Source organism: Pseudomonas sp. LBUM1661, assembly GCF_059695925.1.
On the sequence record NZ_CP166794.1, the window covers coordinates 5,049,792 to 5,075,452 of the forward strand.

General features: G+C 59.7%; 26 protein-coding genes and 1 pseudogene. 13 read left to right on the forward strand and 14 right to left on the reverse strand.

Annotated elements, in window-relative coordinates; genetic code table 11:
• The first annotated feature begins 121 nt into the window (after positions 1-121).
• Positions 122-1,198 (forward strand): 3-deoxy-7-phosphoheptulonate synthase, encoded by a 1,077-nt coding sequence (locus ACA057_RS23065; RefSeq protein WP_059403656.1) that lies wholly within the window; start codon positions 122-124, stop codon positions 1,196-1,198.
• A 62-nt stretch (positions 1,199-1,260) separates the two neighbouring features.
• Here the strand turns inward: ACA057_RS23065 and ACA057_RS23070 are convergent, their stop codons facing one another.
• Positions 1,261-1,548, reverse strand: a complete 288-nt coding sequence (locus tag ACA057_RS23070) for a GNAT family N-acetyltransferase (RefSeq protein ID WP_020800382.1) — start codon at positions 1,546-1,548, stop codon at positions 1,261-1,263.
• 638 nt (positions 1,549-2,186) lie between these two features.
• On the opposite strand from ACA057_RS23070, the gene oprI reads away from it, so the two are divergent.
• Positions 2,187-2,438: an outer membrane lipoprotei OprI gene (gene oprI, locus ACA057_RS23075; protein ID WP_003199355.1), complete on the forward strand. Its 252-nt coding sequence runs from the start codon at positions 2,187-2,189 to the stop codon at positions 2,436-2,438.
• Positions 2,439-2,561: 123 nt separating this feature from the next.
• On the opposite strand, the gene ACA057_RS23080 is transcribed toward oprI, so the two are convergent.
• The 3 genes and pseudogenes from ACA057_RS23080 to ACA057_RS23090 form a co-directional block, all read right to left on the reverse strand.
• Complete coding sequence (locus tag ACA057_RS23080; protein WP_497342634.1) at positions 2,562-3,533, reverse strand: L,D-transpeptidase family protein; 972 nt, start codon at positions 3,531-3,533, stop codon at positions 2,562-2,564.
• 102 nt (positions 3,534-3,635) lie between these two features.
• Positions 3,636-3,929: a hypothetical protein gene (locus tag ACA057_RS23085; protein ID WP_003226812.1), complete on the reverse strand. Its 294-nt coding sequence runs from the start codon at positions 3,927-3,929 to the stop codon at positions 3,636-3,638.
• 56 nt (positions 3,930-3,985) lie between these two features.
• A pseudogene (locus tag ACA057_RS23090) lies at positions 3,986-4,165 on the reverse strand (arylesterase); the annotation flags it as partial.
• A gap of 150 nt (positions 4,166-4,315) precedes the next feature.
• Here ACA057_RS23090 and hxsA2 point away from each other — a divergent pair.
• From hxsA2 to hxsC, 4 genes are read left to right on the forward strand one after another with little or no spacing between them, the layout of a single operon-like run.
• Positions 4,316-4,600: a His-Xaa-Ser repeat protein HxsA2 gene (hxsA2, locus tag ACA057_RS23095; RefSeq protein WP_497342636.1), complete on the forward strand. Its 285-nt coding sequence runs from the start codon at positions 4,316-4,318 to the stop codon at positions 4,598-4,600.
• 1 nt (position 4,601) lies between these two features.
• Positions 4,602-4,904 carry a His-Xaa-Ser system protein HxsD gene (gene hxsD, locus ACA057_RS23100; protein WP_497342638.1) on the forward strand — a complete coding sequence of 101 codons (303 nt, stop codon included), beginning with the start codon at positions 4,602-4,604 and terminating at the stop codon, positions 4,902-4,904.
• A complete protein-coding gene (hxsB, locus tag ACA057_RS23105; RefSeq protein ID WP_497342640.1) occupies positions 4,897-6,354 on the forward strand; it encodes a His-Xaa-Ser system radical SAM maturase HxsB in 1,458 nt (485 codons plus the stop codon). Before hxsD ends, hxsB begins: the two co-directional genes overlap by 8 nt.
• Positions 6,348-7,511, forward strand: coding sequence for a His-Xaa-Ser system radical SAM maturase HxsC (gene hxsC / locus ACA057_RS23110; protein WP_497349999.1), 1,164 nt, complete (start codon positions 6,348-6,350; stop codon positions 7,509-7,511). Before hxsB ends, hxsC begins: the two co-directional genes overlap by 7 nt.
• 102 nt (positions 7,512-7,613) lie before the next feature.
• Here the strand turns inward: hxsC and ACA057_RS23115 are convergent, their stop codons facing one another.
• A complete protein-coding gene (locus ACA057_RS23115; RefSeq protein WP_059403658.1) occupies positions 7,614-8,219 on the reverse strand; it encodes an arylesterase in 606 nt (201 codons plus the stop codon).
• A gap of 10 nt (positions 8,220-8,229) precedes the next feature.
• On the opposite strand from ACA057_RS23115, the gene ACA057_RS23120 reads away from it, so the two are divergent.
• Genes ACA057_RS23120 through greB form a run of 3 tightly spaced genes read left to right on the forward strand, consistent with a single transcriptional unit; the run spans position 8,230 to position 11,953 of the window.
• On the forward strand, positions 8,230-8,913 hold the full coding sequence (locus ACA057_RS23120; protein WP_007943616.1) for an ABC transporter ATP-binding protein: 684 nt from the start codon (positions 8,230-8,232) through the stop codon (positions 8,911-8,913).
• Entirely contained in the window at positions 8,913-11,417 is a 2,505-nt protein-coding gene (locus tag ACA057_RS23125; protein ID WP_497342643.1) for an ABC transporter permease, read from the forward strand. The genes ACA057_RS23120 and ACA057_RS23125 overlap by 1 nt, the downstream gene beginning before the upstream one ends.
• Before the next feature lie 38 nt (positions 11,418-11,455).
• Positions 11,456-11,953, forward strand: coding sequence for a transcription elongation factor GreB (gene greB, locus ACA057_RS23130; protein ID WP_059403661.1), 498 nt, complete (start codon positions 11,456-11,458; stop codon positions 11,951-11,953).
• Positions 11,954-11,956: 3 nt separating this feature from the next.
• Here the strand turns inward: greB and ACA057_RS23135 are convergent, their stop codons facing one another.
• The 3 genes from ACA057_RS23135 to ACA057_RS23145 all read right to left on the reverse strand — a co-directional run bounded on the left by ACA057_RS23135 (position 11,957) and on the right by ACA057_RS23145 (position 14,723).
• Positions 11,957-12,265, reverse strand: coding sequence for a hypothetical protein (locus ACA057_RS23135; RefSeq protein ID WP_059403662.1), 309 nt, complete (start codon positions 12,263-12,265; stop codon positions 11,957-11,959).
• 497 nt (positions 12,266-12,762) lie between these two features.
• Positions 12,763-13,197, reverse strand: a complete 435-nt coding sequence (locus tag ACA057_RS23140; protein WP_497342646.1) for a DoxX family protein — start codon at positions 13,195-13,197, stop codon at positions 12,763-12,765.
• A gap of 104 nt (positions 13,198-13,301) precedes the next feature.
• A complete protein-coding gene (locus ACA057_RS23145) occupies positions 13,302-14,723 on the reverse strand; it encodes an MltF family protein (protein ID WP_497342648.1) in 1,422 nt (473 codons plus the stop codon).
• A gap of 234 nt (positions 14,724-14,957) precedes the next feature.
• Here ACA057_RS23145 and ACA057_RS23150 point away from each other — a divergent pair, with 234 nt between their 5' ends.
• The 3 genes from ACA057_RS23150 (at position 14,958) to ACA057_RS23160 (ending at position 18,019) form a co-directional block, all read left to right on the forward strand.
• On the forward strand, positions 14,958-15,767 hold the full coding sequence (locus ACA057_RS23150) for a TatD family hydrolase (protein WP_497342650.1): 810 nt from the start codon (positions 14,958-14,960) through the stop codon (positions 15,765-15,767).
• Positions 15,768-15,955: 188 nt separating this feature from the next.
• Positions 15,956-17,437: a methyl-accepting chemotaxis protein gene (locus ACA057_RS23155; protein ID WP_497342652.1), complete on the forward strand. Its 1,482-nt coding sequence runs from the start codon at positions 15,956-15,958 to the stop codon at positions 17,435-17,437.
• Positions 17,438-17,653: 216 nt separating this feature from the next.
• Positions 17,654-18,019: a terminase gene (locus tag ACA057_RS23160; RefSeq protein ID WP_401354395.1), complete on the forward strand. Its 366-nt coding sequence runs from the start codon at positions 17,654-17,656 to the stop codon at positions 18,017-18,019.
• Here ACA057_RS23160 and ACA057_RS23165 read toward each other — a convergent pair whose 3' ends face one another.
• From ACA057_RS23165 to ACA057_RS23175, 3 genes are all read right to left on the reverse strand, one after another.
• Positions 18,020-18,817 carry an acyl-CoA thioesterase gene (locus ACA057_RS23165; protein WP_497342654.1) on the reverse strand — a complete coding sequence of 266 codons (798 nt, stop codon included), beginning with the start codon at positions 18,815-18,817 and terminating at the stop codon, positions 18,020-18,022.
• A gap of 245 nt (positions 18,818-19,062) precedes the next feature.
• Positions 19,063-19,830 carry a CHAD domain-containing protein gene (locus ACA057_RS23170; RefSeq protein WP_497342656.1) on the reverse strand — a complete coding sequence of 256 codons (768 nt, stop codon included), beginning with the start codon at positions 19,828-19,830 and terminating at the stop codon, positions 19,063-19,065.
• 45 nt (positions 19,831-19,875) lie between these two features.
• Positions 19,876-20,154, reverse strand: coding sequence for a hypothetical protein (locus ACA057_RS23175; RefSeq protein ID WP_046047942.1), 279 nt, complete (start codon positions 20,152-20,154; stop codon positions 19,876-19,878).
• 221 nt (positions 20,155-20,375) lie between these two features.
• Between ACA057_RS23175 and ACA057_RS23180 the strand changes: the two genes are divergently transcribed.
• Positions 20,376-21,416: a patatin-like phospholipase family protein gene (locus tag ACA057_RS23180; protein ID WP_497342659.1), complete on the forward strand. Its 1,041-nt coding sequence runs from the start codon at positions 20,376-20,378 to the stop codon at positions 21,414-21,416.
• Between the two features lie 142 nt (positions 21,417-21,558).
• Here ACA057_RS23180 and ACA057_RS23185 read toward each other — a convergent pair whose 3' ends face one another.
• The 3 genes from ACA057_RS23185 to kdpC all read right to left on the reverse strand — a co-directional run bounded on the left by ACA057_RS23185 (position 21,559) and on the right by kdpC (position 25,659).
• The gene (locus ACA057_RS23185; RefSeq protein WP_497342661.1) at positions 21,559-22,257 is read right to left on the reverse strand and encodes a response regulator; all 699 of its coding nucleotides are present in this window, start codon (positions 22,255-22,257) and stop codon (positions 21,559-21,561) included.
• A gap of 67 nt (positions 22,258-22,324) precedes the next feature.
• Positions 22,325-24,970, reverse strand: coding sequence for a DUF4118 domain-containing protein (locus tag ACA057_RS23190; RefSeq protein WP_497342663.1), 2,646 nt, complete (start codon positions 24,968-24,970; stop codon positions 22,325-22,327).
• A 143-nt stretch (positions 24,971-25,113) separates the two neighbouring features.
• Positions 25,114-25,659 carry a potassium-transporting ATPase subunit KdpC gene (gene kdpC / locus ACA057_RS23195; protein ID WP_497342665.1) on the reverse strand — a complete coding sequence of 182 codons (546 nt, stop codon included), beginning with the start codon at positions 25,657-25,659 and terminating at the stop codon, positions 25,114-25,116.
• Between the last annotated feature and the right edge of the window lie 2 nt (positions 25,660-25,661).

A 25,661-nucleotide genomic window follows, 5' to 3' on the forward strand; every position in this document is an offset into this window, starting at 1 on the left:
TCTGCCCATTGTCGAGAAGGCGCCTAACGCGCTAAGGTTCGGCTCCCCGACGCGCTTAATTTGCTGTGCTCCGCCGCGCGGGTTCGCTGGCGGCCGGCACCCGTGACCTGACGAGTAAACGATGGCTGATTTACCGATCAACGACCTAAACGTCGCCTCCAACGAGACGCTGATCACTCCTGATCAGCTCAAGCGTGATATCCCTCTGAGCGACGCTGCCCTGCGCACCGTCACCAAGGGTCGCGAAGTCATTCGCAACATTCTTGATGGCACCGACCACCGGCTGTTCGTGGTTATCGGGCCTTGCTCGATCCACGACATCAAGGCCGCCCACGAATACGCCGAGCGCCTCAAGGCCCTCGCAGCGGAAGTGTCCGATACCTTGTATCTGGTCATGCGCGTGTATTTCGAGAAGCCACGCACCACGGTCGGCTGGAAAGGTTTGATCAACGACCCGTACCTGGACGACTCGTTCAAGATTCAGGACGGCCTGCACATTGGCCGCCAGCTGCTGCTGGACCTGGCCGAGATGGGCCTGCCAACCGCGACCGAAGCCCTCGACCCGATCTCCCCGCAGTACCTGCAGGACCTGATCAGCTGGTCGGCCATCGGCGCACGCACCACCGAATCCCAGACTCACCGTGAAATGGCTTCCGGCCTGTCTTCGGCAGTCGGCTTCAAGAACGGCACCGACGGCGGCCTGACTGTAGCGATCAACGCCTTGCAATCGGTTTCCAGCCCGCACCGTTTCCTGGGCATCAACCAGGAAGGTGGCGTGTCGATCGTCACCACCAAGGGCAACGCCTACGGTCACGTGGTGCTGCGCGGTGGCAACGGCAAGCCGAACTACGATTCGGTCAGCGTCGCGCTCTGCGAGCAAGCGCTGAACAAAGCGAAGATCAAGCCGAACATCATGGTCGATTGCAGCCACGCCAACTCCAACAAGGACCCGGCCCTGCAACCGCTGGTGATGGAGAACGTCGCCAACCAGATCCTCGAAGGCAACAAGTCGATCATCGGCCTGATGGTTGAAAGCCACCTGAACTGGGGCTGCCAGTCGATCCCGAAAGACCTCGCCGACCTGCAATACGGCGTGTCGATCACCGATGCTTGCATCGATTGGTCCGCTACCGAAAACACCTTGCGCAGCATGCACGCCAAGCTCAAGGACGTGCTGCCCAAACGCGATCGCAGCTGATCGTTGTTTTTTGGGCACAAAAAAACGCCGGGCTTAACCCGGCGTTTTTTTATGCGCAGCGTTTACTGGCTCAGTTTCGCCGCGTGCCGCTGATGACGCTCCATGTAGCGCTCCACGTAGGAGCACGATGGAATGACGGTGTAGCCCATTTCTTCGGCGTACTGCAGCGCCTGCTCGGTCAATGCCGCAGCGATGCCGCGTCCCCGCAGTGCGTTGGGCACAAACGTGCGATAGATATCCAGGGTCTGTTTCCCCAGGTCCATATAGGTCAGGTAGGCACGATGACCGTCCACATTGGTCTCGAACTGATGACCAGCCTGGTCATGGTGGATGGACAACGCCTCGCTCATCACTACTCCTCGCGGGTCTTGAATTCTGACCCCTACCTTACCGATGTTTTTCCGGCGAAGGAACATCTACGCCACCTCGTGCCTGAATGGACACCGAGAAGAGCTGCACCGATCTCGCGCAACCGAGCACGTATCAAATAGTAGGCACCATCGGCAAAAATGCTCAAGGTACGCTCGTCATCGTGCTGGGCGGCGGGTGCTGCTCCGGGTCACGCAGGGAAGGCTCGACCGAGTGTCGCTGAAGGTCGATAGCCTGAACATTGCCGGATGTTGAGACTTAAGACGAGCGCCCTTTGTTAAAGTCACCTGAACATGGAGAAAGATATGAGAGGCGTCGCACGAAATCCGAACAAAAGTGTAGACGAATCCATCTAGACAGACTTTAGCCAAGAGGGCGAAAAGACTAGCGAGCGCGGGGAACTTTTCTTTGCCGGCTCGCTCATCTCGGGCCTCCCAGCTGGGTATTTTTTAAGCAACGCAGTTAAAAGTTGCTCGAAAAAGAATCAACGCCTACAATTTTTTTTGCTTCTTGCTTTACGTCAGTTTACTTACGACAAGTAATGGGTAGTATGTACGCCGGCTATTTCCTCACTCTGAGGAGACAGCTACTTAATAGAAAGTCCTTGAAGGGGAACACGATGAACAACGTTCTGAAATTCTCTGCTCTGGCTCTGGCCGCAGTTCTGGCTACCGGTTGCAGCAGCGCATCGAAAGAAACCGAAGCACGTCTGACAGCTACTGAAGACGCAGCTGCTCGCTCCCAGGCTCGTGCAGACGAAGCTTACCGTAAAGCTGATGAAGCTCTGGCTGCTGCTCAAAAAGCACAACAGACTGCTGACGAAGCTAACGAGCGTGCTCTGCGCATGCTGGACAAAGCTAGCCGCAAGTAATAGTCCTTCGGGATTGTTATCAAGCCGACCCATTCTTGGGTCGGCTTTTTTATGGCCCGGTGTTTTGTCCAGGCCATAAAAAACCCGCCGACGCAGTCAGCGTCGGCGGGTTCCTTTCAAGCGTTACTGCAGCGGATCGATCGGCGCGCTCGTCACCATCGGCGCAGAGGTATTCGGCACGGCGATTTCCACCGGCAAGCCATCTTCAGCCGCCACTACGTCACGTACCACATCCCAGTTCATGCGCAAGTTGTTGGTGATGTCTTCACGCTTGAGCATCGCGTTGATCACCGCGGTGTGCTTGTCGACCACCGACGGGTTGCCGTTGTCGTCCAGCGGCGTGTGCGCTTCGAGATAGACCTTGCCGGCGCTGATACCGAACTTGTACGGGTCGTTGATGATCCGCACCGACGTACCGACCGGCACCATGCTGGCCATTTCCAGCACGTTGTTGTTGAACATGCGGAAGCAGCCGTGGCTGGTGCGCATGCCGATGCCGAATTTTTTGTTCGAACCATGAATCAGGTAGCCCGGCGTGCCCAGGTTGAACTTGAACGGCCCCAACGGGTTATCCGGACCGGCCGGCACCACATTCGGCAACGGGTCACCATCGGCCAAGTGCTCGGCCTTGATCGACGCTGGAGGGGTCCAGGTCGGGTTCGGCGTCTTGGCGGTGATGGTGGTGTGGGCGATCGGCGACCCCCAACCCTCACGACCGATGCCCAGCGGGAAGGTGTACACCACGTTCCGGCCTTTCGGGTAGTAATAGAGGCGGTACTCAGCCAGGTTGATCACGATGCCTTCGCGCGGGCCCGGTGGCAGGATAAACCGCGTCGGCAGAATGATTTCGGTGCCGGCACCCGGCAGCCAGGCGTCGACGCCCGGGTTGGCGGCGAGCATTTCCGAATAGCCCAGATCGTAAGTGGTACCAAGGTCGGCGAAGGTATCTTCGTACTTGGCCTTGATGACCTGCACCTGGCCGATGATGTCTTCACCGGGCGGTGGCAGAGGCAGCTCCAATGCTGAAGCGGGACCGGCCACACAGAGGGCGGCAAGAGTCAGGCAGCGGGTGACGGCAGGAAAACGCGGCAACATCCGGAAAATCCTTCGCATGATCGACAAGGGTATAAAAACGGGATTGTACACCGGCGTCCGGAATTTCGGGGAGTTGGCCGATAGCCAGCTATCTTTATCGCGCTAAAGCTCGAAGCGCAACTCCGGCCAGATCGGCGAGGTGCCGCGTTTTTGCGATTCCAGAATGGCCCGGCACAGTGAGCACAGGCGCTGGTCCTGGAACACTCGGCGGTCGACGCTCGACCAGCGTGGCTGTGCGGGCAACAGGCTGCCGCACAAGGTTCGATCCGCCGAGCCACCCAGCTCCAGTTGACGGGTCACCAGATGTACCCGCACTTCCTGGCAGGCGAACAGATCCAGCTGTTCGTCAGGCTCGATCAGTTGATAGGCAAAAAGTGACCAGGCGGGACGCGGCATCGGGGGCTCCAAATCGGGGGCGCCACCTTAGCCGAAACACCGCCGCTAGAAAAGCGTCAAAGCAGCGGTTTCAGTGTCGGCCAGACATTTTCCAGCAACTTGTCCTGAGCCCCGGCAGCCGGGTGCAAGCCGTCAGCCTGCATCAAGTCCGGATGGCCGCCCACGCCGTCGAGAAAAAACGGCACCAGCGGGATGTTTTTCTCTTCCGCCAATGCGCTGTAGATCTCGGAGAATGCTTTGTCTAGCGCACCGGTTGTTGGGTGACATGATACGTCTGTCGGATTGTTTAGGCGGAATGAATGTAACCGGAGATTCCATATTGACATCACCGATGTTCGCCAGCGAGACTCAACCAATAACCTCACCAACGATAAGGAAATCTAACAATGAAAAAGCGCTCCTTTCTGGTACCAATGGCAACTCTGGCAGCGGCAGTCGCTGCAGACCAGGCGTCGGCATTAACTACCCATGAGATTGTAGAACCCAAAACCGACACCACGAACACACTCCAATCTACTGCTCCGAATGAAAACCTTTCAATTCGCGGTGGTAATGACCTGTTTGCGTTTGTTCTAAAACGTGGAGATCAAGGTCAACTGATGGCCTACCACACCTCTCATAGCTCTCACGCATCGCACAGCTCACATAGCTCTCACCACTCGGGCTCTTAAAATGAAGCTTGCGGATACGCTCACCTTTGATGAGCGGCTTTACGACGTGCAAGCTCTGCAAAAAGCCGCCTATCGCTCGATGAACTCACTGACGGTTGATATCAAATCCTCCGATGGGCAGTTTATCTGCGCCTTGTGCTCGAATATTGGGATTGAGGAGCCTGCATATCTGTTTGCCGTTCAAGAGTTCAAGAAGGATGTACTCGACTATCAGCTACGCCACCGGCTGAATGCTGAAACCTTACCGATCAAGAATCTGATCCTTGGATTGGCCTTTTCAAAAACTGGGCTGATCAGTGAGTAAATTCCAAAAGCTGGAGTTTTACGCACAGCAACGTCCCTACGAATTGCTGCCCTTCAAATTTGACCGCCTGAATGACGATGAGTACGTCATTACCAATATGGCAGGTGAGTTTCATGTCATCCCAGTGCGGATGCTTGAGCCAATCATAAGCAAGACGCTTCCGCTCTCGTCAGAGCTGATCCCTACGCTCCGGTCCAAGCAGTTCATTCGTTTCCCCAACGAGCAGGCACCGCTTCAGCTTCTGGCGCTCAAGATCCGCACGCGGCTATCGAGGTTGGCGCAGTTCACCAATCTACATATCTTTGTAGTTACCCTTCGTTGCGACCATAGCTGCCCGTATTGCCAGGTATCGAGGCAATCGGAGAGCAAAGGCGAATTCGACATGACCATGGAGATGGCAGACAAATCGTTGGATTTCGTTTTTAGGTCGCCGAATCCAGCCATCAAAATTGAATTTCAGGGTGGCGAACCGCTGCTGAATTTCGAGATGGTGAAGTACATCGTTTTGCAGGCAAAAAAACGCAACCTGCAGGAAGGCCGTGACTTGCAGTTCGTCATTGCGACCACACTATCGCTCCTGAACGACGACATGCTCGATTTCTGCAAACAACACAACATTGTGCTTTCATCTTCGCTCGACGGGCCAATGGACCTGCACGATGCAAACCGCCCACGGCCAGGCCGAGATAGTCACCAGCGTTTCGAATATGGCTTGAAGAAAGCCCGCGCAGCTCTCGGCTACGACCAAGTGTCAGCGCTAATGACAACCACAGATAAAAGCCTGCCACGGGTGCGCGACATCATTGATGAGTATCTGCGCCTGGGTTTTGATGGCATCTTCCTCCGCACACTTTCCCCATACGGCTTTGCGATCAAGACCAAAAAATTCATGTCCTATGATACTGAGCGCTGGCTGGATTTTTACAAGGAAGGTCTTGAGTACATCATTGAGCTGAACAAGGCCGGCGTACGATTTGTAGAGCAGTATTCAGCACTCGTGCTGACAAAAATGCTGACGTCCGGGGACCCTGGGTTTGTTGATTTGATGAACCCTGCCGGCGCTGGTATCGCTGCCATCGTGTTCAACTACGACGGAGCTGTCTACGCCTCAGATGAGAGCCGTATGCTTGCTGAGATGGGTGATCATACATTCCGCCTCGGCAATATCCTAGAGAACTCATACGAGGAAGTAATCCTCTCTGATCAGCTTCTGGACGCACTGGAAAACTCCTTCACCTTAAGCGCCCCCATGTGCTCCGACTGTGCGTTTGAAGCTTACTGTGGTGCTGAGCCCGTCTACCATCACGCCATTCACAAGGACGTGGTAGCGAGGAAACCCGAATCCTCTTTCTGTAAGCGAAACATGGCGATTTTCAAGCATCTCATTGAACTGATGGGAAGCGACGAAGATACAAAACGGATTTTCATGGGATGGGCCAACCGATGCTGAAGCTCAGCGGAAAAATAATTCGCATCCACGCGGTTGACGTACTGAAGCCCCTCAATCTGATCAAGGTGTCCACAAATCGGAATCTGCCCGAAATCTTGCGACGGGAATTGGCCTACCTGGTTTCCGACAACAATGTTCCACGAGGCTTCGCGCACTATCTTCTCCTTGAGAAACATCAAGCGCTGGCTCTCGAACTGCCATCTGACGCTGATTACTCAGTCCTGCCAAACGACTACAGCTACATCGGCGATAGCGACGTTGTCCGGCTTTCAGCTGATCGTCAAAGCATCCGTGTGCTGTTTCGGGCATCGTCACCGCACAACAGCATCCTCGTAACCGAGCAGTGCAATCATTACTGCCTGATGTGTTCCCAACCGCCTAAGGCAGTTGATGACTCATGGATACTCGATGACATCGAGTCCTTGATTCCCTTGATTCCAAAAGACACCCGGGAATTGGGATTCACTGGAGGTGAGCCGACGACCAACAGGGAGCGTTTTCTTAAGATCCTGCGCTTGACCAAAAGCCATCTTCCAAGAACTGGAATCCATATCCTCTCGAACGGGCGTAGCTTCAAAGACCCTGCGTTCGCAGCAAAATATGCAGCCATTGAACTGACTGATGCGATGATCGGAATCCCTGTCTACTCTGACGATCCGACGCTTCATGATTACATCGTCCAGGCTAAAGGTGCATTCGATGAAACCATACAGGGCATTCTCAACCTGAAGCGCTTAGGCCAGAAGGTTGAAATCCGAATAGTCATTCATAAGCTCTCGGTACAACGCCTTCCTGAGCTATGTGAGTTCATCGCACGTAATCTGCTTTTTGTTGATCAGGTAGCTCTCATGGGCCTTGAAATGATGGGCTTCACCAGGGCTAATCTTGACGAGCTCTGGATTGACCCAATCGAGTACAAAGACATACTCAGCAAGTCGGTTAACATTCTGGCCCGATACGGTATGAACATTTCGGTCTACAACCACCAGCTTTGCTTGGTGAATCCGGACATTCTGCCCTACTACCGCAAATCGATCAGTGATTGGAAAAACGAGTTCGCACCCGAATGCCAGAGCTGCAAAAAACAGAATGAGTGCGGAGGTTTTTTCGCCTCGGGTGTTAAGTTCGGTTACAGCAAACAGCTTTCTCCCTTCTGATCTTGTTGTCTCGCCTCGGAATTCTGCGTTTTCTGAGTTGCTAGGAATGGAAAACCTGTTTACGAGGACCAGAATCCGTTCTGAACCTCCAAGGACGTCATTTCAAAGCAGCGGTTTCAGTGTCGGCCAGACATTTTCCAGCAACTTGTCCTGAGCCCCGGCAGCCGGGTGCAAGCCGTCTGCCTGCATCAAGTCCGGATGGCCGCCCACGCCGTCGAGAAAAAACGGCACCAGCGGGATGTTTTTCTCGCTGGCCACGTTGGTGTAGACCTTCGCAAAGGCCTCGGTGTAACGGACGCCGTAGTTGGGTGGCAATTGCATGCCCAACAGCAGCACCTTGGCGCCACTGGCGCGGGAGCTGTCGATCATTGCTGCAAGGTTTTGTTGCAATTGTGTTGGCAGCAATCCACGCAGCCCGTCGTTGCCGCCCAATTCGAGGATCACCAGTTCCGGTTTATGCTCTGCAAGCAGCGCCGGCAGGCGCGCCTGGCCTCCGGCGCTGGTGTCGCCGCTGATGGACGCGTTGACTACTTTATCGTCGAAACCTTCGCGCTTGAGCCGTTGCTCGAGCAGCGACACCCACCCCAAGCGGGTATCCAGGCCGAAACCGGCGCTGATACTATCGCCAACGATCAGGACAGTACCCGCCGCTGCGTTCTGGGCCATGCACATCAAGGCCAGGCCAGCACTCAAAAACCACACACGCATCGGATTCTCCATGGGCGCAAGTATTCTCACCGCGAAGAACCTCAGCAAAGTGGTCCCCAGCGCGGAAGGTGAACTGACTATCCTGCACGAACTCAGCCTGGAACTGAACAAGGGCGATAGCCTGGCCATCGTTGGCGCCTCCGGTTCCGGCAAATCCACCCTCCTCGGCCTGCTCGCCGGCCTCGACCTGCCGAGCAGCGGCGAAGTCACCCTCGCCGGGCAAGGCTTGAGCACTCTCGACGAAGACCAACGGGCGCGCATTCGCGCCGAGCATGTGGGTTTCGTTTTTCAATCATTCCAGTTGCTCGACAGTCTCAACGCCCTGGAAAACGTCATGCTGCCGCTGGAACTCGATGGCCGCAAAGATGCGCGCGAGCGTGCCACCGAGTTGCTGCAACGGGTGGGTCTCGGCCAGCGCCTGACCCACTCGCCGCGCCAGCTCTCCGGCGGTGAGCAGCAGCGCGTGGCGATTGCCCGAGCCTTTGCCGCAGAACCCGATGTGCTGTTCGCCGATGAACCCACCGGCAACCTCGACAGCCACACCGGCGAGCGCATCAGCGACTTGCTGTTCGAACTCAACCAGGAACGCGGCACGACCCTGGTGCTGGTGACCCACGACGAACGCCTGGCACATCGCTGCCGGCGCCTGATCCGCCTTGAAGCCGGCCTGCTGGTCGCCCCTCTGGAGCCTTGATGGCACGCCTGCCGCTGTTGCGCCTGTTCAGTCTCGCCATCCGCCAATTACTGCGCGATGCCCGCGCCGGTGAGTTGCGCGTGTTGTTCTTCGCCTTGCTGGTAGCCGTGGCGGCGAGTACCGCCATCGGTTATTTCGGCGCCCGCCTGAACGGCGCCATGATGTTGCGTGCCACCGAGTTTCTCGGTGCCGACCTGTTGCTCGAAGGCAGTTCGCCGGCGCGGCCCGAGCAGATTAAAAGCGGCATGGAATTGGGCCTCGAACATGCGCAGGTAGTGGAATTCTCCAGCGTCATCGCCACCGACAACGGCATTCAGCTGTCCAGCATCAAGGCGGCCGATGAGGTCTATCCACTGCGTGGCGAACTGAAAAGCGCCCCCGCGCCCTTTGCCGCGGAAGCCTCCGGGGGCGGACCGAAACCGGGTGAAGCCTGGGTTGAAGCGCGACTGCTGACTGCGCTGGACTTGAAGATCGGCGACAGCATTGACGTCGGCATGCGCACCCTGAAACTGGCGCGGGTGCTGACCTACGAACCGGACCGCGCCGGTAATTTCTACAGCCTGACGCCGCGGGTGCTGATCAACCTCAGTGACCTTGCCGCGACTGGCGTGGTGCAACCCGGCAGCCGGGTCAGTTACCGCGAACTCTGGCGGGGCAAAGCCGAGTCGCTGGAAACCTATCGTCAACTGATCAAACCCGGGCTGGCACCCAACCAACGCATACAGGATGCCCGCGACGGCAACCGACAGATCGGCGGTGCCTTGGGCAAAGCCGAGCGTTACTTGAACATGGCCAGTCTGGTGGCGGTTCTGCTGTCCGGTGTGGCGGTGGCCTTGTCGGCGACGCGCTTCGCCACCCGCCGCTTTGATGCCAGTGCATTGCTGCGATGCCTGGGACTTTCCCGCAGGGAAACCATGGTCCTGTTCAGTTTGCAGCTGACCGTGCTCGGCTTGCTCGCCAGTATCAGCGGTGCCTTCATCGGCTGGCTGGCGCAGCTTGGGCTGTTCGCACTGCTGCATGATTTATTGCCGACCGACGTGCCACCGGGCGGCCTGTTTCCGGCCATTGCCGGGATCGGCACCGGTCTGGTGGCGCTGGCTGGTTTTGCCTTGCCGCCGCTGGCTGCACTCGGTCGCGTTCCGCCATTGCGGGTTTTACGCCGGGACATGCTGCCGATTCCGTCCAGCACCTGGATGGTCTACGGCGCGGCTTTGGGCGCCCTCGGGCTGATCATGTGGCGCTTGAGCCTGGATCTGGTGCTGACCTTCGCCCTGCTCGGCGGTGGCGTCGTCGCGGCGCTGGTGCTGGGCGGCTTGCTGTTGCTGCTGCTGAAAAGTCTGCGCCGAATGCTTGCCCGCGCCTCCTTGCCGTGGCGGCTCGGGCTAGGCCAGTTGCTGCGTCATCCGCTGGCGGCGGCGGGCCAAGCCCTGGCCTTCGGCTTGATTCTGCTGTCCATGGCGCTGATCGCCTTGTTGCGCGGCGAGCTGCTGGACACCTGGCAAAACCAGTTGCCGAAGAACGCTCCCAACTATTTCGCGCTGAACATCCTGCCCGCCGACAAACAGGCCTTCACCGATCGCCTGATCGAACTGTCTGCGCAATCGGCGCCGTTGTATCCGGTGGTGCCGGGGCGACTGATCAGCATCAACGGCGAGCCAGTGCAGGAAATCGTCAGCAAGGATTCGGCCGGTGATCGAGCAATCCAGCGCGACCTGAGCCTGACCTGGGCCGCGGACCTGCCAGCGGGCAACAAGCTCACGGCGGGCAACTGGTGGACCGAACAACCGCCGGATGAGATTCCCGGCGTATCGGTGGAAGGCAAAGTTGCCGAAAGCCTGAAACTCAAGCTGGGCGATCACATGGTCTTCACCGTCGGCGGGGTCAATCGCGAAGCGAAAGTCACCAGCCTGAGGGAGATCAACTGGGACAACTTCCAGCCGAACTTCTTCATGATCTTCCAGCCCGGCACCTTGAAGGATTTGCCGGCAACTTACCTGACCAGTTTCTATCTGGCGGCGGGTCATGATCAGCAAATCGTCGATCTGTCCCGCAGCTTTCCGGCGGTCACCATTCTGCAAGTCGAAGCCTTGCTGGAGCAGCTGCGCAGCATCCTCGCCCAGGTTACTTTGGCGGTGGAATACGTGTTGCTGTTCGTGCTGGCGGCGGGGATGGCAGTGTTGTTCTCGGGCCTGCAAGCCACCCTTGATGAACGTATTCGCCAAGGCGCCTTGTTGCGCGCACTGGGGGCCGAGCGGCAGCTGTTGGTCAAGGCCCGACGGATCGAATTCGGTTTGCTTGGCGCCGTCAGCGGCCTTTTGGCGGCGTTGGGGTCGGAGGTGGTGAGCCTGGTGCTCTACCGTTATGCCTTCGACCTGCCTTGGCATCCGCATCCGTGGCTGCTGGTGTTGCCGTTGATCGGTGCCGTGCTGATCGGCGGGGCCGGTGTGTTCGGCACCCGCCGCGCCTTGAACGCCAGCCCCCTGACAGTCTTGCGCGAGGGTTGATAGACTCAGCCACAAGCACTCAACCACAAGTAGTTGTCATGAGCCGTTATCGCCCTCCCCGCCCCGCCGGCACCGCGCTGATCACCCCCGAAGGTGAAGCGCGGATGCGGGCCGAGTTTCATGAGCTGTGGCATGTTCGGCGCCCGCAGGTGACGCAGTCGGTGAGCGAGGCCGCGGCACAGGGCGATCGTTCGGAAAACGCCGAATACACCTACGGCAAAAAGATGCTGCGCGAGATCGACAGTCGCGTGCGTTTTCTCACCAAGCGGCTGGAAGCGCTCAAGGTGGTCAGCGAAAAGCCCAGCGATCCGAACAAGGTCTATTTTGGCGCCTGGGTCACGATTGAAAACGAGGATGGCAAAGAGTCGCGCTATCGCATCGTCGGGCCGGACGAGCTGGACTTGAAACTGGGCCTGATCAGCATCGACTCGCCTCTGGCACGCGCACTGATCGGCAAGGCGCTGGACGCTGAAGTCCGGGTCCAGACACCTGATGGTGAGCAGTGCGTGTATATCGTGGCGATCGACTATCCCTGAACCTTAACGGCGGGTAATCAGCCCCTGCCGGGCTACGCGGGTCAGTTGTTTGATGACTTCGGGGGCGTCTTCGAGGCTTGGCGATTGAATCACCGCCAGATCGAAACTGTCGCTGGCAAATCGTGCCAGGGATTCACCGTCTTCGACAAACTGGATCAGGAACGCGGCAGGTCCGCCGGTACGACGTGGCCAGCCATCGAGGTAACGCAAGAGCGTCGGCTGATGTTTGCCGCCAAGCAGGATTTTTGGATTGCGCTGGGTGAGATGTGCCGTGATCGGCGCGGGACGTATAACGGGGCTTAGTGCATTCATTGTGTCGTGTCTCTGCCTCAAAAGTCTGCATGGCAGGTGAGAGGCAACACCGAACCAGCGCTTTAGCGGTATTTCGAAGCTGGCTTGCAGCTTCTATCGGCGACGGAAATGAGTCACCTGGCGCCCCGCAAGTAGCTGTTTAAATCGGCGCATGGGACAACATCCTAGAGAAGCTGACTGGACAGTGTCAAGAATCGCGGTTAACAAAAAGGCCTGTGCGGCGGGGCTGTTTGATTTGGGTGTGTATCCGTTTTTTGGGTTGCGGCCGATATTGGTTTCGCCCTTACGGCGAGTCACTTTCGAAAAGCGCGAAAGTAACCAAAGCGCTTTTGCCCTTTCGTTCGGTGCCTCGCCTAGGCTCGGCACCGAATGGAGGGGCAAAGCCTTTTGGTTCCTTTTTGGCGTTAGAAAAAGGGACTCGCTGTAAGAGCGAAACCATAAGCAGCCGTTACCGCAGCAACGGATATGTACACGGTCTTACCGCTAAACCAAAACATTCAACCCGCAATAGCGCGATCCGCCGACAGCTTCCCAGCCCCTTCAATCAACACCGCAATGCTGCCACCCAGCAAGGCCAGCGCAAACTCATAACCATTGTTGGCCATGAACAACCCATTAGGCAGGTGCACCGTAAAGATCGCCACCAGCGAAAGGAAGGCCAGGCCCAGTGCTGCCGGGCGAGCCAGCAAGCCAATGATCAAGGCCAGACCGGCGAAGAACTCCGTCCCGCCCGCCAGCGTCGCCATCAGATAACCCGGCGTCAAACCGATGCTCTCCATGTACTGCGCGGTACCCGCCAGACCGTAACCACCGAACGCCCCGAAGAGTTTCTGCGCGCCGTGGGCAGCGAAGACGATGCCGACGAAAATCCGCAAAACAGTCAGACCGTAGCCAGCGCGGGTAAACAGTACCTTGTTGATCAGTGAGTTCATGCTGTGTAATCCCTTGTGAGTAGTGTGTTGGTTGGCCGCTATATTAATCAGTAAATATCATGTTAAAAGCGCAAAAAAACCGCCATAACAATCAGTTTATTCGATCACTTACGCAGGACAACTTTCTGCCCCTGGGGCTCCAACGACTCCCGCTCCCGATCGAACGCCAAGTAATACTTGTTCACGCTATTAACATAGCTGACAGGGCCCATTCCCACCTGCTCCATGGCGATGCGCTCGACCTGGAAGAACCACTGATTGGGATTCAAACCGCGTCGACGAGCCTCGGCGCGCATCCCCTGGACCCGTTCCGGCCCGATGTTGTAAGCCGCCAGCACAAACGCCATGCGCTCGCGTTCGTTGAGCTTGGGGCTGGCGAAAAACTTGCGGCGAATCATCGCCAGGTACTTGGCTCCGGCCTGCACATTGGCGTCCAGGTCCTGAATATTGTTGACCCCCACCCGCTGCGCCGCTGACGGGGTGATCTGCATCAGCCCGGTGGGGCCGCTGCCACTGCGGGCGTTGGGTTGCAGCGCGGACTCCTTGAACGCCAGCGCCGCCAGGTTCAGCCAGTCCATGCTCTGAGCGTCTGCGTGTTTCTGCAGCACCGGTCGTAGCTTTTCCAATCGCTGGCGGTCCGCCTTGGCCAACGGATAGTGCACTTGATACAGGCGTCGATAGATCCGCAGGAACGCGGCATCCTGATCCGATGGTTTCTTGTACCCGGTCAGGAAACGATCGATGCTCGCCCGCAGCATCGAGGCATCGCGGCGCACGAACCAGAACTCTTCGCCCGGATCGCTGATCAGCACCTGCCGATCGAAACGCAACTTGGGCAGGATCTTGCCCCAGCGCTCGGCAATCGGTTGTTCGACGATGGTCAGGTGAAAGATTCCGCCCTGGACCATTTCCAGCACGTCCTCGACCGCCAGGGTGGGATCGACCCACTCGACTTTCACCGGCGGCAACTTGTGCAGGGCGAGTTTCTGGTTGATCTGGCTGACCGCATCCCCAGCCGCGCTGCCGGTGGGCAACGCGAGGGTTTTACCGGAGAGTTGTTCGAGGCGGGTGTAACGTCGCTCGCCTTTGATCCCGACCAGGACCAAGGGAATGTTACTGGCAATCGGTTCACTGGTGCTGACCGCGTGTCCCGGTTGCAGATCGAGCAACTCCCCCGGTGCAACCAGATCACCTTCGCCGCGCTGCAACGCGCCGATCAGTTGATCCTTGGCCTTGGGAATGATCTTGAGGGTAATTTCCTGACCGTCGCGGGCGTGGCCGTTGAGGTATTGCTCGAAGGCGCGCAAGCGGTGGTATTCGACACCGATGGCCTGGCCCTGGACTTCGCCGGAGCTGTTGCGGCTCTGATTGACCAGCACCCTCAACACGCGACTACTGCGGATTTCCGCCAGGTCGCGCACCTTGGTCGACGGCACGGCCTGCAACGGGCCGGCCAGTCGCGCAACGGCCGGCATCGGCAACAGCAACGAACCACACAGCAGTAATAACACCGAGGGACGTATCATCCACTCTCCGGAAAGGATATGGGTCCGGCCTCATGATTTTCATGAAGCTCAGACAGCAGAAACAGGGCGCCTTGAGCGCTGGCAACGTGCGAAAGACTGGCACAGTGATGGCACACTAGCCACCCAGCTTGTCTTGCGGCCTCAAGAGACAGCTATAACCCGTTGTAGTTCTTCGTTTTTCTTATAAATCTACAGCTCTGATATGCTTTCCGGCCTTTGGTCCGAGGTAGCACCATGCAACTCATCGATATCGGCGTCAACCTGACCAACCCCAGTTTTGCCGACAAACACCAGGCTGTACTCGACCGTGCCTACGCCGCCGGGGTCTGCCAATTGGTGCTGACCGGCACCAGTGTCGAGGGCAGCGAGCAGGCGCTGGAGCTGTGCCAGCAACTGGACGAAACGGCTCAACGGCTGTTCGCCACCGCCGGCATTCACCCCCACTCGGCCAGCGACTGGAACGCCGACAGCGCCCAGCGTCTGCGCAGTTTGCTCAAGGAGCCGAACGTGGTGGCCGTGGGTGAGTGCGGGCTGGATTTCAACCGGGATTTCTCGCCGCGCCCGCAACAGGAAAAAGTCCTCGAAGAGCACCTGGCGCTGGCAGTCGACCTGCAATTGCCGGTGTTCCTCCACGAACGCGACGCCAGTCAGCGCCTGCTGGAAATCCTGCGTGATTACCGTGATCAGCTACCGGCCGCCGTGGTGCATTGTTTCACCGGCGAAAAGAAGGCGTTGTTCAGCTACCTCGACCTGGATTTGCACATCGGCATCACCGGCTGGATCTGCGACGAACGCCGGGGCACGCACCTGCATCCGTTGGTCAAAGAGATCAGACGCGGGCGCCTGATGCTGGAAAGCGATGCGCCGTACCTGTTGCCGCGCAGCCTGCGGCCCAAGCCGAAAAACGGTCGCAACGAACCGGCGTATCTGACCGAAGTGTTGCGTGAAGTGGCGTTGCATCGCGGGGAGAGTGAGGAAGACCTGGCGGCGCACACCACGGCGTGCGCGCGGGCATTTTACGCGCTGCCTTCAATCCCCCAGTAATCACAAAACTCTGTGGGAGCGGGCTTGCTCGCGAAAGCGGTGTGTCATTCAACATTGATGTCGACTGACACTCCCTCTTCGCGAGCAAGCACGCTCCCACATTGACCCATATCAAGAGTCAATTCCCTGTGTAGCGGCACAATACTGGCACCTTGCCAATGCTGTTTCCGCTATCAGAGAAGACCTCCATGGGTGCCTGGCTTAGCAACATCTCGCTGAAATACAAATTCTGGGCGGTCAACGCCGTCGCCTTCGTCACCACGCTGATGCTCGTGCTGTACGCCGTGCAGCTTGAGCAACAGGCCCGCAGCCACGCCGCCCAGGTGTCGGCCCAGGCCCAGGCGCGCTTGCTCAGCGCCTGGCCGGCCGGGCAGGCGCTGCCGAAGGCCGATCACCTGCTGACGTTCAGTCACGGGCAAGCACCGTTGCTCAACGGCCAACCGGTGCTGGAGCTGACCGATAGCAACGGTTGGGTCGAGATCAATCCCATGCCGTTGTTCGGCGACAACCTGTTGATGGGGGCCGAAGTGTTCACTCGCACCGACGGCCAGCAGGCCGCTGTGGTGGCGTACGTTCCGAGCCTGGCCCAGGTGTTCGGTGAGCGTTTCGGCAACTATGCCGTGGCGGTGGCGATCCTGATGTTGGCGATGCTCGGTGCCTCGCAATTGTTGATCCGCTTTCTGCTCAGCCAGCTCAATACCTTGAAAGACGTGATGCTGCACGTCGAAAAAACCGGCGACCTCTCGGCCCGTGTCCCGCTCGCCTGTACCGATGAAGTCGGGCAGATGGCCAACGCCTTCAATGCGATGCAGGCCGGTTATCAACGGGTGGTCAACACCGTGGCCAGCACCGCCCGGCAACTGGATGTCGGCGCGGCGCGGCTGGCGTCGAGCATGAACGAGGTACGCCACGGCATGCTCGGTCAGCAAAGCGAAACCGACCAAGCGGCCACGGCGATCAATGAGATGACCGCCACCGTCTACCACATCGCCCAACACGCCGGCGCCACCCGCGACCTTTCGCAAACCGCCGACACCCTGGCCGGCAGCGGGCAGGAAGTGGTCAGTCGGGTGCAGAAGTCGATTGCCGGGTTGTCCTCCGGCGTGCAACAGACCGCCGAGATGATTCAGCGCCTGGCCGAAGACAGTCAGAAGATCAACGGCGTAGTCGGCGTGATTCACAGCATCGCCGAGCAAACCAACCTGCTGGCGCTGAACGCAGCGATTGAAGCGGCCCGCGCGGGTGAAATGGGCCGTGGTTTTGCGGTGGTGGCCGATGAGGTGCGCAACCTGGCCAAGCGGGTGCAAACGTCTACCGATGAGATCACGATCATGGTGGCCGCGTTGCAGGCCGGGACTCGGGATGCCGTGGACTTTATGCAGGAGAGCTCGTTCAAGGCTGACGATTGCGTGCAGCAGGCGCAAGAGGCCGGTGCAGCGCTGGCGGAAATCACCAGCGCGGTGGCGCAGATGCGTGAAAGCAATACGCAGATCGCAGTGGCGGCCGAGCAGCAGAGCCATGTGGCGGAAGAGATGAATCGGGCGGTGGTGAGCATTCGCGACGTGACCGAGAACACTGTGCAGCAGACGGTGGATTCGGCGACCACCAGTAATGAGTTGGCGGCGCTGGCTGGGGAGTTGAGCAAGGCCATCGGGCAGCTCAAGCTGTAACGGCCTCTTCGCGGGCAAGCCCGCTCACAGGATTAGCGCTGTTTCAAAATTTGCGCATTACCTGTGGGAGCGGGCTTGCCCGCGAAGGCGTCCACCCGGTCAACATCAATATTGACCATGACCCCTATCGCACCAATAGCCAACCTCGATTCGCCCCGCGCATGCGCCGGGCCTATTCTTCAATCATGTGTTCAACATGGATCGAGGATTAGCATCATGGGCAAACGTCACCCCAACCTTCCCGCCTGGCAATGGCGTGCCTACCCGAACAATCACCAGCACCCGACCAATCTGGTGCTGCACCTGATTGCCGTGCCGCTGTTCATCGTGGCGTTTCTGCTGATTGTTTCCGGGGTGTTCGGCCTGAGCTTTGCCAATATCGCCATCGGCGTCATCGGCCTGCTCGCCGCGCTGGGCCTGCAACGTCACGGGCACAGCCTGGAGGCGCAAGCCTCCGAGCCATTCAGTGATCGCAAAGATGCGATGTCACGCCTGCTGGTCGAGCAGTTCCTGACCTTCCCTCGGTTTTTCCTCAGCGGCGGTTGGTGGCGCGCCTGGCGTGAGCGCCACCGTCGTCACTGATCAGGCAAAAATCGTCACCGTCTGCCGGCTCATGGCAATCAACCGACCGTCCACGTCCCACAACTTCGCGGCGGCGTGACCGTAGCCGTCGGCCGCGTGTTCGGTTTCGACGAGGTATTTGCACCAGTCCAGCGTACTCAGCGCCAGCAACGGCTGGACGAATTCGATGGTCCAGGTCAGCGTGCTGCCCATTGCCGGTTTCTTCAGGTGTGGCAACAAGGCCGGTGGCCACGCGTCCACCAGCGCCAGAATGTGCGACTCGCTGACGGCCTCCTCCTTCACATCCCCACGCAAACGCACCCAACCGCCCATCTCGCGGGATTTGTTGCCGGTAAACGGCAGGCCGCCTACGCTCCAGCGCATCGCCAGGTGGCGCATGAATTCCGGGGTTACACCTTTGATGTAGGGCAGTTCCTGACAGTCGTCCCAGTGCTTCATTTCCGGCGCCGGTTCGGCGGTGACCGCCACTTCGGAGGGGCGCGAGGCACCGAAGCTGCCCTGGATCAATGTCACCACCTGGCCCTTCTGCACCGCCCGGCCCAGTACTTGGCTGACGGCCTTGCCTTCGCGTAACACATCGACTTCAAAGCTGACCGGCACTTCGGGCTCGACCGGCCCGACAAAGGTGATCGCCAGCGATCGCACCGGACGATCCGCCGGAACCTTCGCGCGCATGGCTTCGTATTGCAGTGCGGCCACCAGGCCACCAAAACTGGCTCGCCCCTGAGCCCATTCGGCCGGGATAGACAGCTCCAGAGGCTGGCTGCGGACGGCGTCGAGCAGATCGGAAAAGCGCATGAAAACCTCAGAAGCACGAAAAGAATGAAGGGATCTTAACCAGCCTGTCATGACTGCACAGTGCCTATTTCGGCCAAATTGACTGACAGAAGGGACGCATCCGGCTCGAACACTCATTCTCTATCCAATACAAAACAAATGTGGGAGCGGGCTTGCCCGCGATGAGGCCAGCACATTCAACATTAATGTCGACTGTCAGACCGCTATCGCGGGCAAGCCCGCTCCCACAGGGATATGCGATGATTTCAGGATTTGAAACAGCTGTCGCCGAGTTTGTCGAGAACGCGGTCGGCGCGGGCTTCGGCTTTGGCCATGGTGGTTTTCCAGGCCGCGACACAGGGCTGCAAATCCGCCTCCTCTTCGGCCCTCGCCAGCCATTGCCAGCTGTCGTGCCAATCGCCTAAAGCACCCTGGGCCGATTTGAGTCGGGGCAGCGCCTGCTTCGGCAAACGATCAAGTTCGGGATAGGCCTCAATGCCATAGCGCACCCGCTTGATCAGCAGGCGCAAGCGATGACGATCATGGGCCGGGTCGCGTAGCGCCTGGTCGAGTTTCTTCCACTGCTTGCCCAGGCGTTTTTCGATGCGTTTACGCAATCCCTTGAGTAACCCCTGACGCTGGGAAGCCCGCAAAAACCGCGGAAAGGCGTCGAAGATCATCAGCAACTGTGCAAGCTCCGAACTGTGCGCGACCGCCGGATAAGCCTCCGCCATCAGCACCATGCGCCGATGCGCCGCCTCGGGTTGACCGTGCTCGAGCAAATACGCCGCCAGCACTTCGCGATCGCGCAGCGGCGTGGTCAGGTCGCCGACCCGGGACGCCGCCGCTTCCAGTTGTTCGACGCCCGGCAAGCCGCGCAAGGGTCGCAACAGACTGCGCATACGGCGAACCGTGGTGCGCAAGTCATGCAGCGCTTCCGGGTCGGTACGGGCACTCAAGCGTGCCTGACAGGCCAGCAGACGAACTTCCAGGCCCAGGACATGAGCCACCAACCGATCAACCAAGGCAGACATCGCTTGCTCCCTGAATCGAGTTTCCCCTATTCCCTACATCATGCCTCAACGGCCGGCACGTGACTCACGAATATAGAAGCGCGCCTTCTCGGCTTTCTTGGCGCAGCCTTCGAAGCCTTCGAATTGCTGTTGGGTCTTGGCCGCGGTCAACAGCGACAGGGCCTTGGAGTAGCTGACGGTGCCGGCGAAACCTTCGGCCTTGGCCAGGTCCAGCTCATGCCACGCCGCATCGAGCCCGCTGCCGCAGCTGTCGCGATAAGCGGTTTTGCCGGCACAACCGGCAAGTGCCAGGGCAATCAATGGCACACAGATCCAGGCTTTCATCACTCACACCTCAACAATAGGTAAACAGTCGTGCAGGTAAGACGGTCAGGCGCGTAAAAAGTGCCTTGGTCCCGCCCTGGAAACTACAGCGCTGCGAGAATACCCAACTGCCGCCATGGAGTGTCGAAAAAACGACGCCCTCCCCTCACCGAGCGACCTTAGCGATTGAAGCGCGCCCCTCGATGGGTGCATTGTTGAACCTTGTCAGACGAGGGCGATTCATGAAAAAGCGTGTCGCACTGGTACTGGGCTCTGGCGGGGCCCGAGGCTATGCCCATATCGGGGTCATTGAAGAAATCGAACGGCGTGGCTACGACATTGCCTGCATTGCCGGTTGTTCCATGGGCGCGGTGGTCGGCGGAATCTACGCCGCCGGCAAGCTCGATGATTATCGCGACTGGATCGAGAGCCTGGACTACCTCGACGTCTTGCGCCTGGTCGACGTCAGTTTTCGTCTCGGCGCGATTCGTGGAGAAAAGGTCTTCGGGCAAATCCGCAAGATCGTCGGCGAGATCAATATCGAAGACCTGCGCATCCCCTACACCGCGGTGGCCACCGACCTGACCAACCAGCAGGAAATCTGGTTCCAGGAAGGCTGCCTGCACCAGGCCATGCGCGCCTCGGCGGCGATCCCCAGCCTGTTTACCCCGGTGATGCAGGGCAATCGCATGCTGGTCGATGGCGGCATCCTCAACCCCTTACCGATCGTGCCCGTGGTGTCGAGTCACTGCGACCTGATCATCGCGGTCAACCTCAACTCGACCAACCAGCGTCACTATCAACTGCCGGTGATCCAGCGCCCGGCGGCGTTCAAGAGCCGCTTTGACAGCCTGATCAATTCGCTCGGTTCAAAATTGCCGTTCCGCCGCAGACAGGCGGAACAATTGCTGCTGCTGGAAAAGGAAGCGTTGATGGCCGAAGCGGCCGACATCAACCCTTGGGTCGAATCCGCCGACCCCGAAGCCCAGCAACCGGCGGCCGCGCCTGAACGCGACGGCGCGCCGAAGTCGGCCACCGGCTCGTTCATCATCGACAACGTCGGGCCGGCGTCCTTACTGGACTTGATCAACCAGAGTTTCGAGGTGATGCAAACGTCATTGGCGCAGTACAAGATTGCCGGGTATCCGCCGGATATCCTGATCAACGTGCCGAAGCGCGTGTGCCGTTTTTTCGAGTTCTACAAGGCACCGGAGCTGATCGCGCTGGGGCGGGAGATTGCGCGGGATACGCTGGATCGATATGAGAATGAGCGCGATTCCTGAAGTTCTCGAGTGAATTCGAGGGCCCTATCGCGGGCAAGCCCGGCTCCCACAAGATTAGTGTCGTTCACAAATGTTGTAATCACCTCAAAACCTGTGGGAGCCGGGCTTGCCCGCGATGGAGCCCGATCATTCACCACAAAACCTAAAGACCACCCTCACTCAACAACCGGTACCCCACCCCCGCTTCGGTCACGATAAACCGTGGCTGGGTCGGATCATCCGTCAGTTTCTGCCGTAAATGCCCGACCACAATCCGCAAGTAATGACTGTCGTCGGTATGCGTCGGCCCCCAGATGTCCTTGAGCAATTGCTGCTGGGTGATGACCCGTCCCGGATGCCGCGCCAATTGCGCCAGCACCGCGTACTCCTTGCGGGTCAGCGCGACTTCGGTGCCATCGAGCAGCACTCGGCGATACGCCAGGTCCACGGTCAACGGGCCGAACGTCAGCGCCGCTTGCTGGGCTTCACCGGCCGGCGCCTGACGCAGCAACGCGCGCACCCTGGCGAGGAATTCCTGTATTCCGAACGGTTTGGTCACGTAGTCGTTGGCGCCGCCATCCAGCGCTTCGACTTTCTGCCCTTCGCTGGCCCGCACCGAAAGCACCAGCACCGGCACCGTCGACCATTCGCGAAATTCGCGCAGCACTTGCTGGCCGTCCATGTCCGGCAGGCCGAGATCGAGCACCAGCAAGTCCGGTTTGTTCAGCGCGGCCTGCGCCAGGCCTTCGGTGCCGGTACCGGCCTCCAGCACTTTGTAGCCCTGGGAAACCAGGCTGATGCGCAGGAACTTGCGGATCTGCGGTTCGTCGTCGATGACCAAGATGGTCGCGGTCTGGCTCATGAATTCACATCAACAAATTGAGTGGCAAGAGAGTAGCGCAAGTGCGTTCAGGCTTCACTTTCGGCTTTTAATTTTCAAAGGCCGGTTGTTCCTGCAACGGCAGGTGCAGCGTGATGCAGGTGCCGCGCCCTTCGATGCCGTCGGCGACGCTGATTCGCCCGCCGTGAGCGCCGACCATGCCCTGACAAATCGCCAGCCCCAACCCCGTGCCCTGCCCGCCACGATCACCGCGCGCGGCGGTGTAGAACATATCAAAAATCTTCGCCCGCTCCTCCTCCGGAATCCCCGGCCCTTCATCGCTGACCGAAAAAAACAGCTCGGTATCATCGGCCCCGGCGCGCAATTGCAAACGGCCGTGAGTCGGTGAGAATCGCGCCGCGTTTTCCAGCACGTTGACCAGCGCCTGCTCGATCAGTGCGGCGTGGACGAAGAGCAGCGGCAATTCCGGCGGCACTTCGGTGCTCACCTGCAACGGCGCCAGCACGGCGCGCAGGCGATTGAGCGAACTGCCGACAATGTCGGCCGGCGACACCCAGTCCCGCGCCAGCTTCAGGGCACCGTGACCGAGGCGAGTCATGTCCAGCAAGTTTTGAATGTAGCGATCGAGGCGTTCGGCTTCATCGCGCGTGCCTTCGAGCAGCTCGCGACGGTCCTCCAGCGGAATGGCTTCGCCGAGGGCCAACAGGCTGTCGATGCTGCCGCGCATGGACGTCAGCGGCGTGCGCAAGTCGTGGGACACCGAGGCCAGCAAGGCGCTGCGCAGTTGCTCGGTTTCGCCGTGCAGGCGCGCCGCTTCAAGGTCTTCGGCCAATTGTGCGCGGGCCAGCGCCTGGGCCAGCGGCTGGCTCAGCGCGGTGAGCAAACGGCGGCGCTGGCCGCTCAAGGTCTGGCCTTCTTTGGCGCACACGCCGAGTAACGCCAGCGGCCCGTCTTCCACCGATAACGGCCACCACCACCAACGCCCGAACGGCAACGTGCCGGTGCCCGCGCCCGCCGGTTGATCGTGTTGCCAGGCCCAATCGGCGGCGGCGCGTTCAGCTTCGGAGAACTCCAGCGGGCCACCGGTCTCGACTTTCCAGCCGCCCTGATTGTCGCGATTGAGCAGGCACAGTTGCAGATCGCTCCAGCCGTTGAGGTGCTGGGCGGCGGCGCTGACCACGGCCTGACGGTCGGTGGCGGCGGTGAGTTTGCGCGACAGGTCGAGCAGTTCGGTGGTTTCTTCCTGGGTGTCGCGCAATGCCTGCAATTGCCGCCGCTGCCGCGCCGCGAGGTTGCCAGTGAGGGCCGCCATCAGCAGGAAGAACAGCAAGGTCAGCACGTCTTCTTCGCGCTGGATGCTGAAGGAGAAATTCGGTGGGATGAACAAAAAGTCGTAGGTCAGGAACGACAGCGCCGCACAGGCCAGCGCAGGGCCGAGGCTGCTGCGTACCGCCACCAGCAACACAGCGGCGAGGAACACCAGCGAGATGTTCGGCAACGGCAAGACACTCGCCACCGCCCAGGCCAGGGCGGTGGCGAGCACCGTCGCCACCAGCGCCAGCGCGTAGTCGAACCAGACCAGCGAATGCGCCGCACGCTGCCGTGGCGGGTGCTGCTCTTGTTCGCTGTCGATGACGTTGATTTCCAGCCCACGCGCATTGCGCAGCAAACGTGACGCCAGGCCGCCGCCGAACAGTCGTCGACGCAAACTCTGTCGCGACTGACCGACCAGGACCAGGCTCGCGCGGCGTTCGGCGGCGTGCTGGATCAGGGTTTTCGCCACTTCGCCGGCCCGCAGCAACACCACTTCGCCGCCCAGACGCTCGGCCAGTTGCTGGGCACTTTGCAGGCGCAGGCGCGATTGCTCGTCGCGCACGCTGCCGTTGTCGACATGCACAAGGCTCCACGGCAGGTGCCGACGCTGGGCGACGCGGCTGGCATGCCGCACCAGGCGTTCGGCCTGCGCATCGCCGTCGACACCCACCAGCAAGCGACCGCGCACGGCCGGCGCATCCTGGCCGAGTTGGCGATAACCCTGGGCCAAATCGTTATCGACCTGGGCCGCGGCGGTTTGCATCGCCAGTTCGCGCAGCGCGGTGAGGTTGGTCTGGGTGAAGAACGCGTCGATGGCCGCCCGCGCCTGCTCCGGCACGTAGACCTTGCCATCGCGCAGACGCTCAAGCAGTTCGCGCGGGGGCAGGTCGACCAGCAGCAGTTCGTAAGCCTCTTGCAGCACCCAGTCCGGCAAGGTTTCACGGACCTGCACGCCGGTGATGCCGCGCACCTGATCGTTGAGGCTTTCCAGGTGTTGGACGTTGACCGTGGTGAACACGTCGATGCCGGCGGAGAGCAGTTCCTGGATGTCTTGCCAACGTTTGGCGTGACGGCTGCCGGGAGCGTTGGTGTGGGCCAGTTCGTCCACCAGCACCAGTTTCGGTTTGGCCGCGAGCAGGCCGTCGAGGTCCATTTCTTCAAGCACCACGCCACGGTATTCCGAGCGCACCAACGGCTGCTGCGGCAAGCCGCCGAGCAGCGCTTCGGTTTCGGCGCGGCCGTGGGTCTCGACCACGCCGGCGATGATTTTCACACCCTGGCGTAGTTGGGTGTGGGCCGCTTGCAGCATGGCGTACGTCTTGCCGACACCGGGCGCCGCGCCGAGAAAAACCTTGAGCCGGCCACGGCCATCGCGGGGCAGGTCTGCTAACAGCGCGTCGGCGCGGCCGGAGTCACTCATGCTTGAAGCTCTCTTTTATTCAGGTCGTGATGAGGTGTCTGCAAGGCCGTCTTCGCGAGCAAGCCCGCTCCCACATTTGATCTTCAGTGTGACGCAGATCCAGTGTGGGAGCGGGCTTGCCCGCGAATGGCGGTGCCAACGATCTACAGGTTTTCCAGCGCGATGTTCAGTGCCAGCACATTCACCACCGGTGGCCCCACCAGCGGCTGCTCGATGTGTGCCTCCAGCAATTGTTGAAGCGTAGACACCGGCAGGTTGCGCGCCGCCGCGACACGCGCCAGTTGATAGGCAATCGCCGCCGGTGGCAAGTGTGGATCGAGGCCGCTGCCGGAGGTGGTCAGCATCGCCAGCGGCACCGGCCCCTGGCCTGGCACCAACAGTTTGCTGGCGTCGTCGATCACCCGAGTGGCCAGCGCCGGGTTGCTGGGCGAGAGGTTGCTGGCGCTGCTCGACACGGTGGCAAAAGCACCGGCCGAAGGCCGTGGGTGGAACCAGGCGTCACCGACGAAATCCTGGGCAATCAGCGACGAGCCACGGACCTTACCATCGGCGTCGCGCACCAGGCTGCCGTTGGCCTGATCCGGGAACGCGACCTGGGCCACGCCGGTAACCACCAAGGGATAGGCGACGCCGGTGATCAGGGTCATCAGCACTAACAGGCTCAAGGCCGGACGTATCATTGTGGACATTT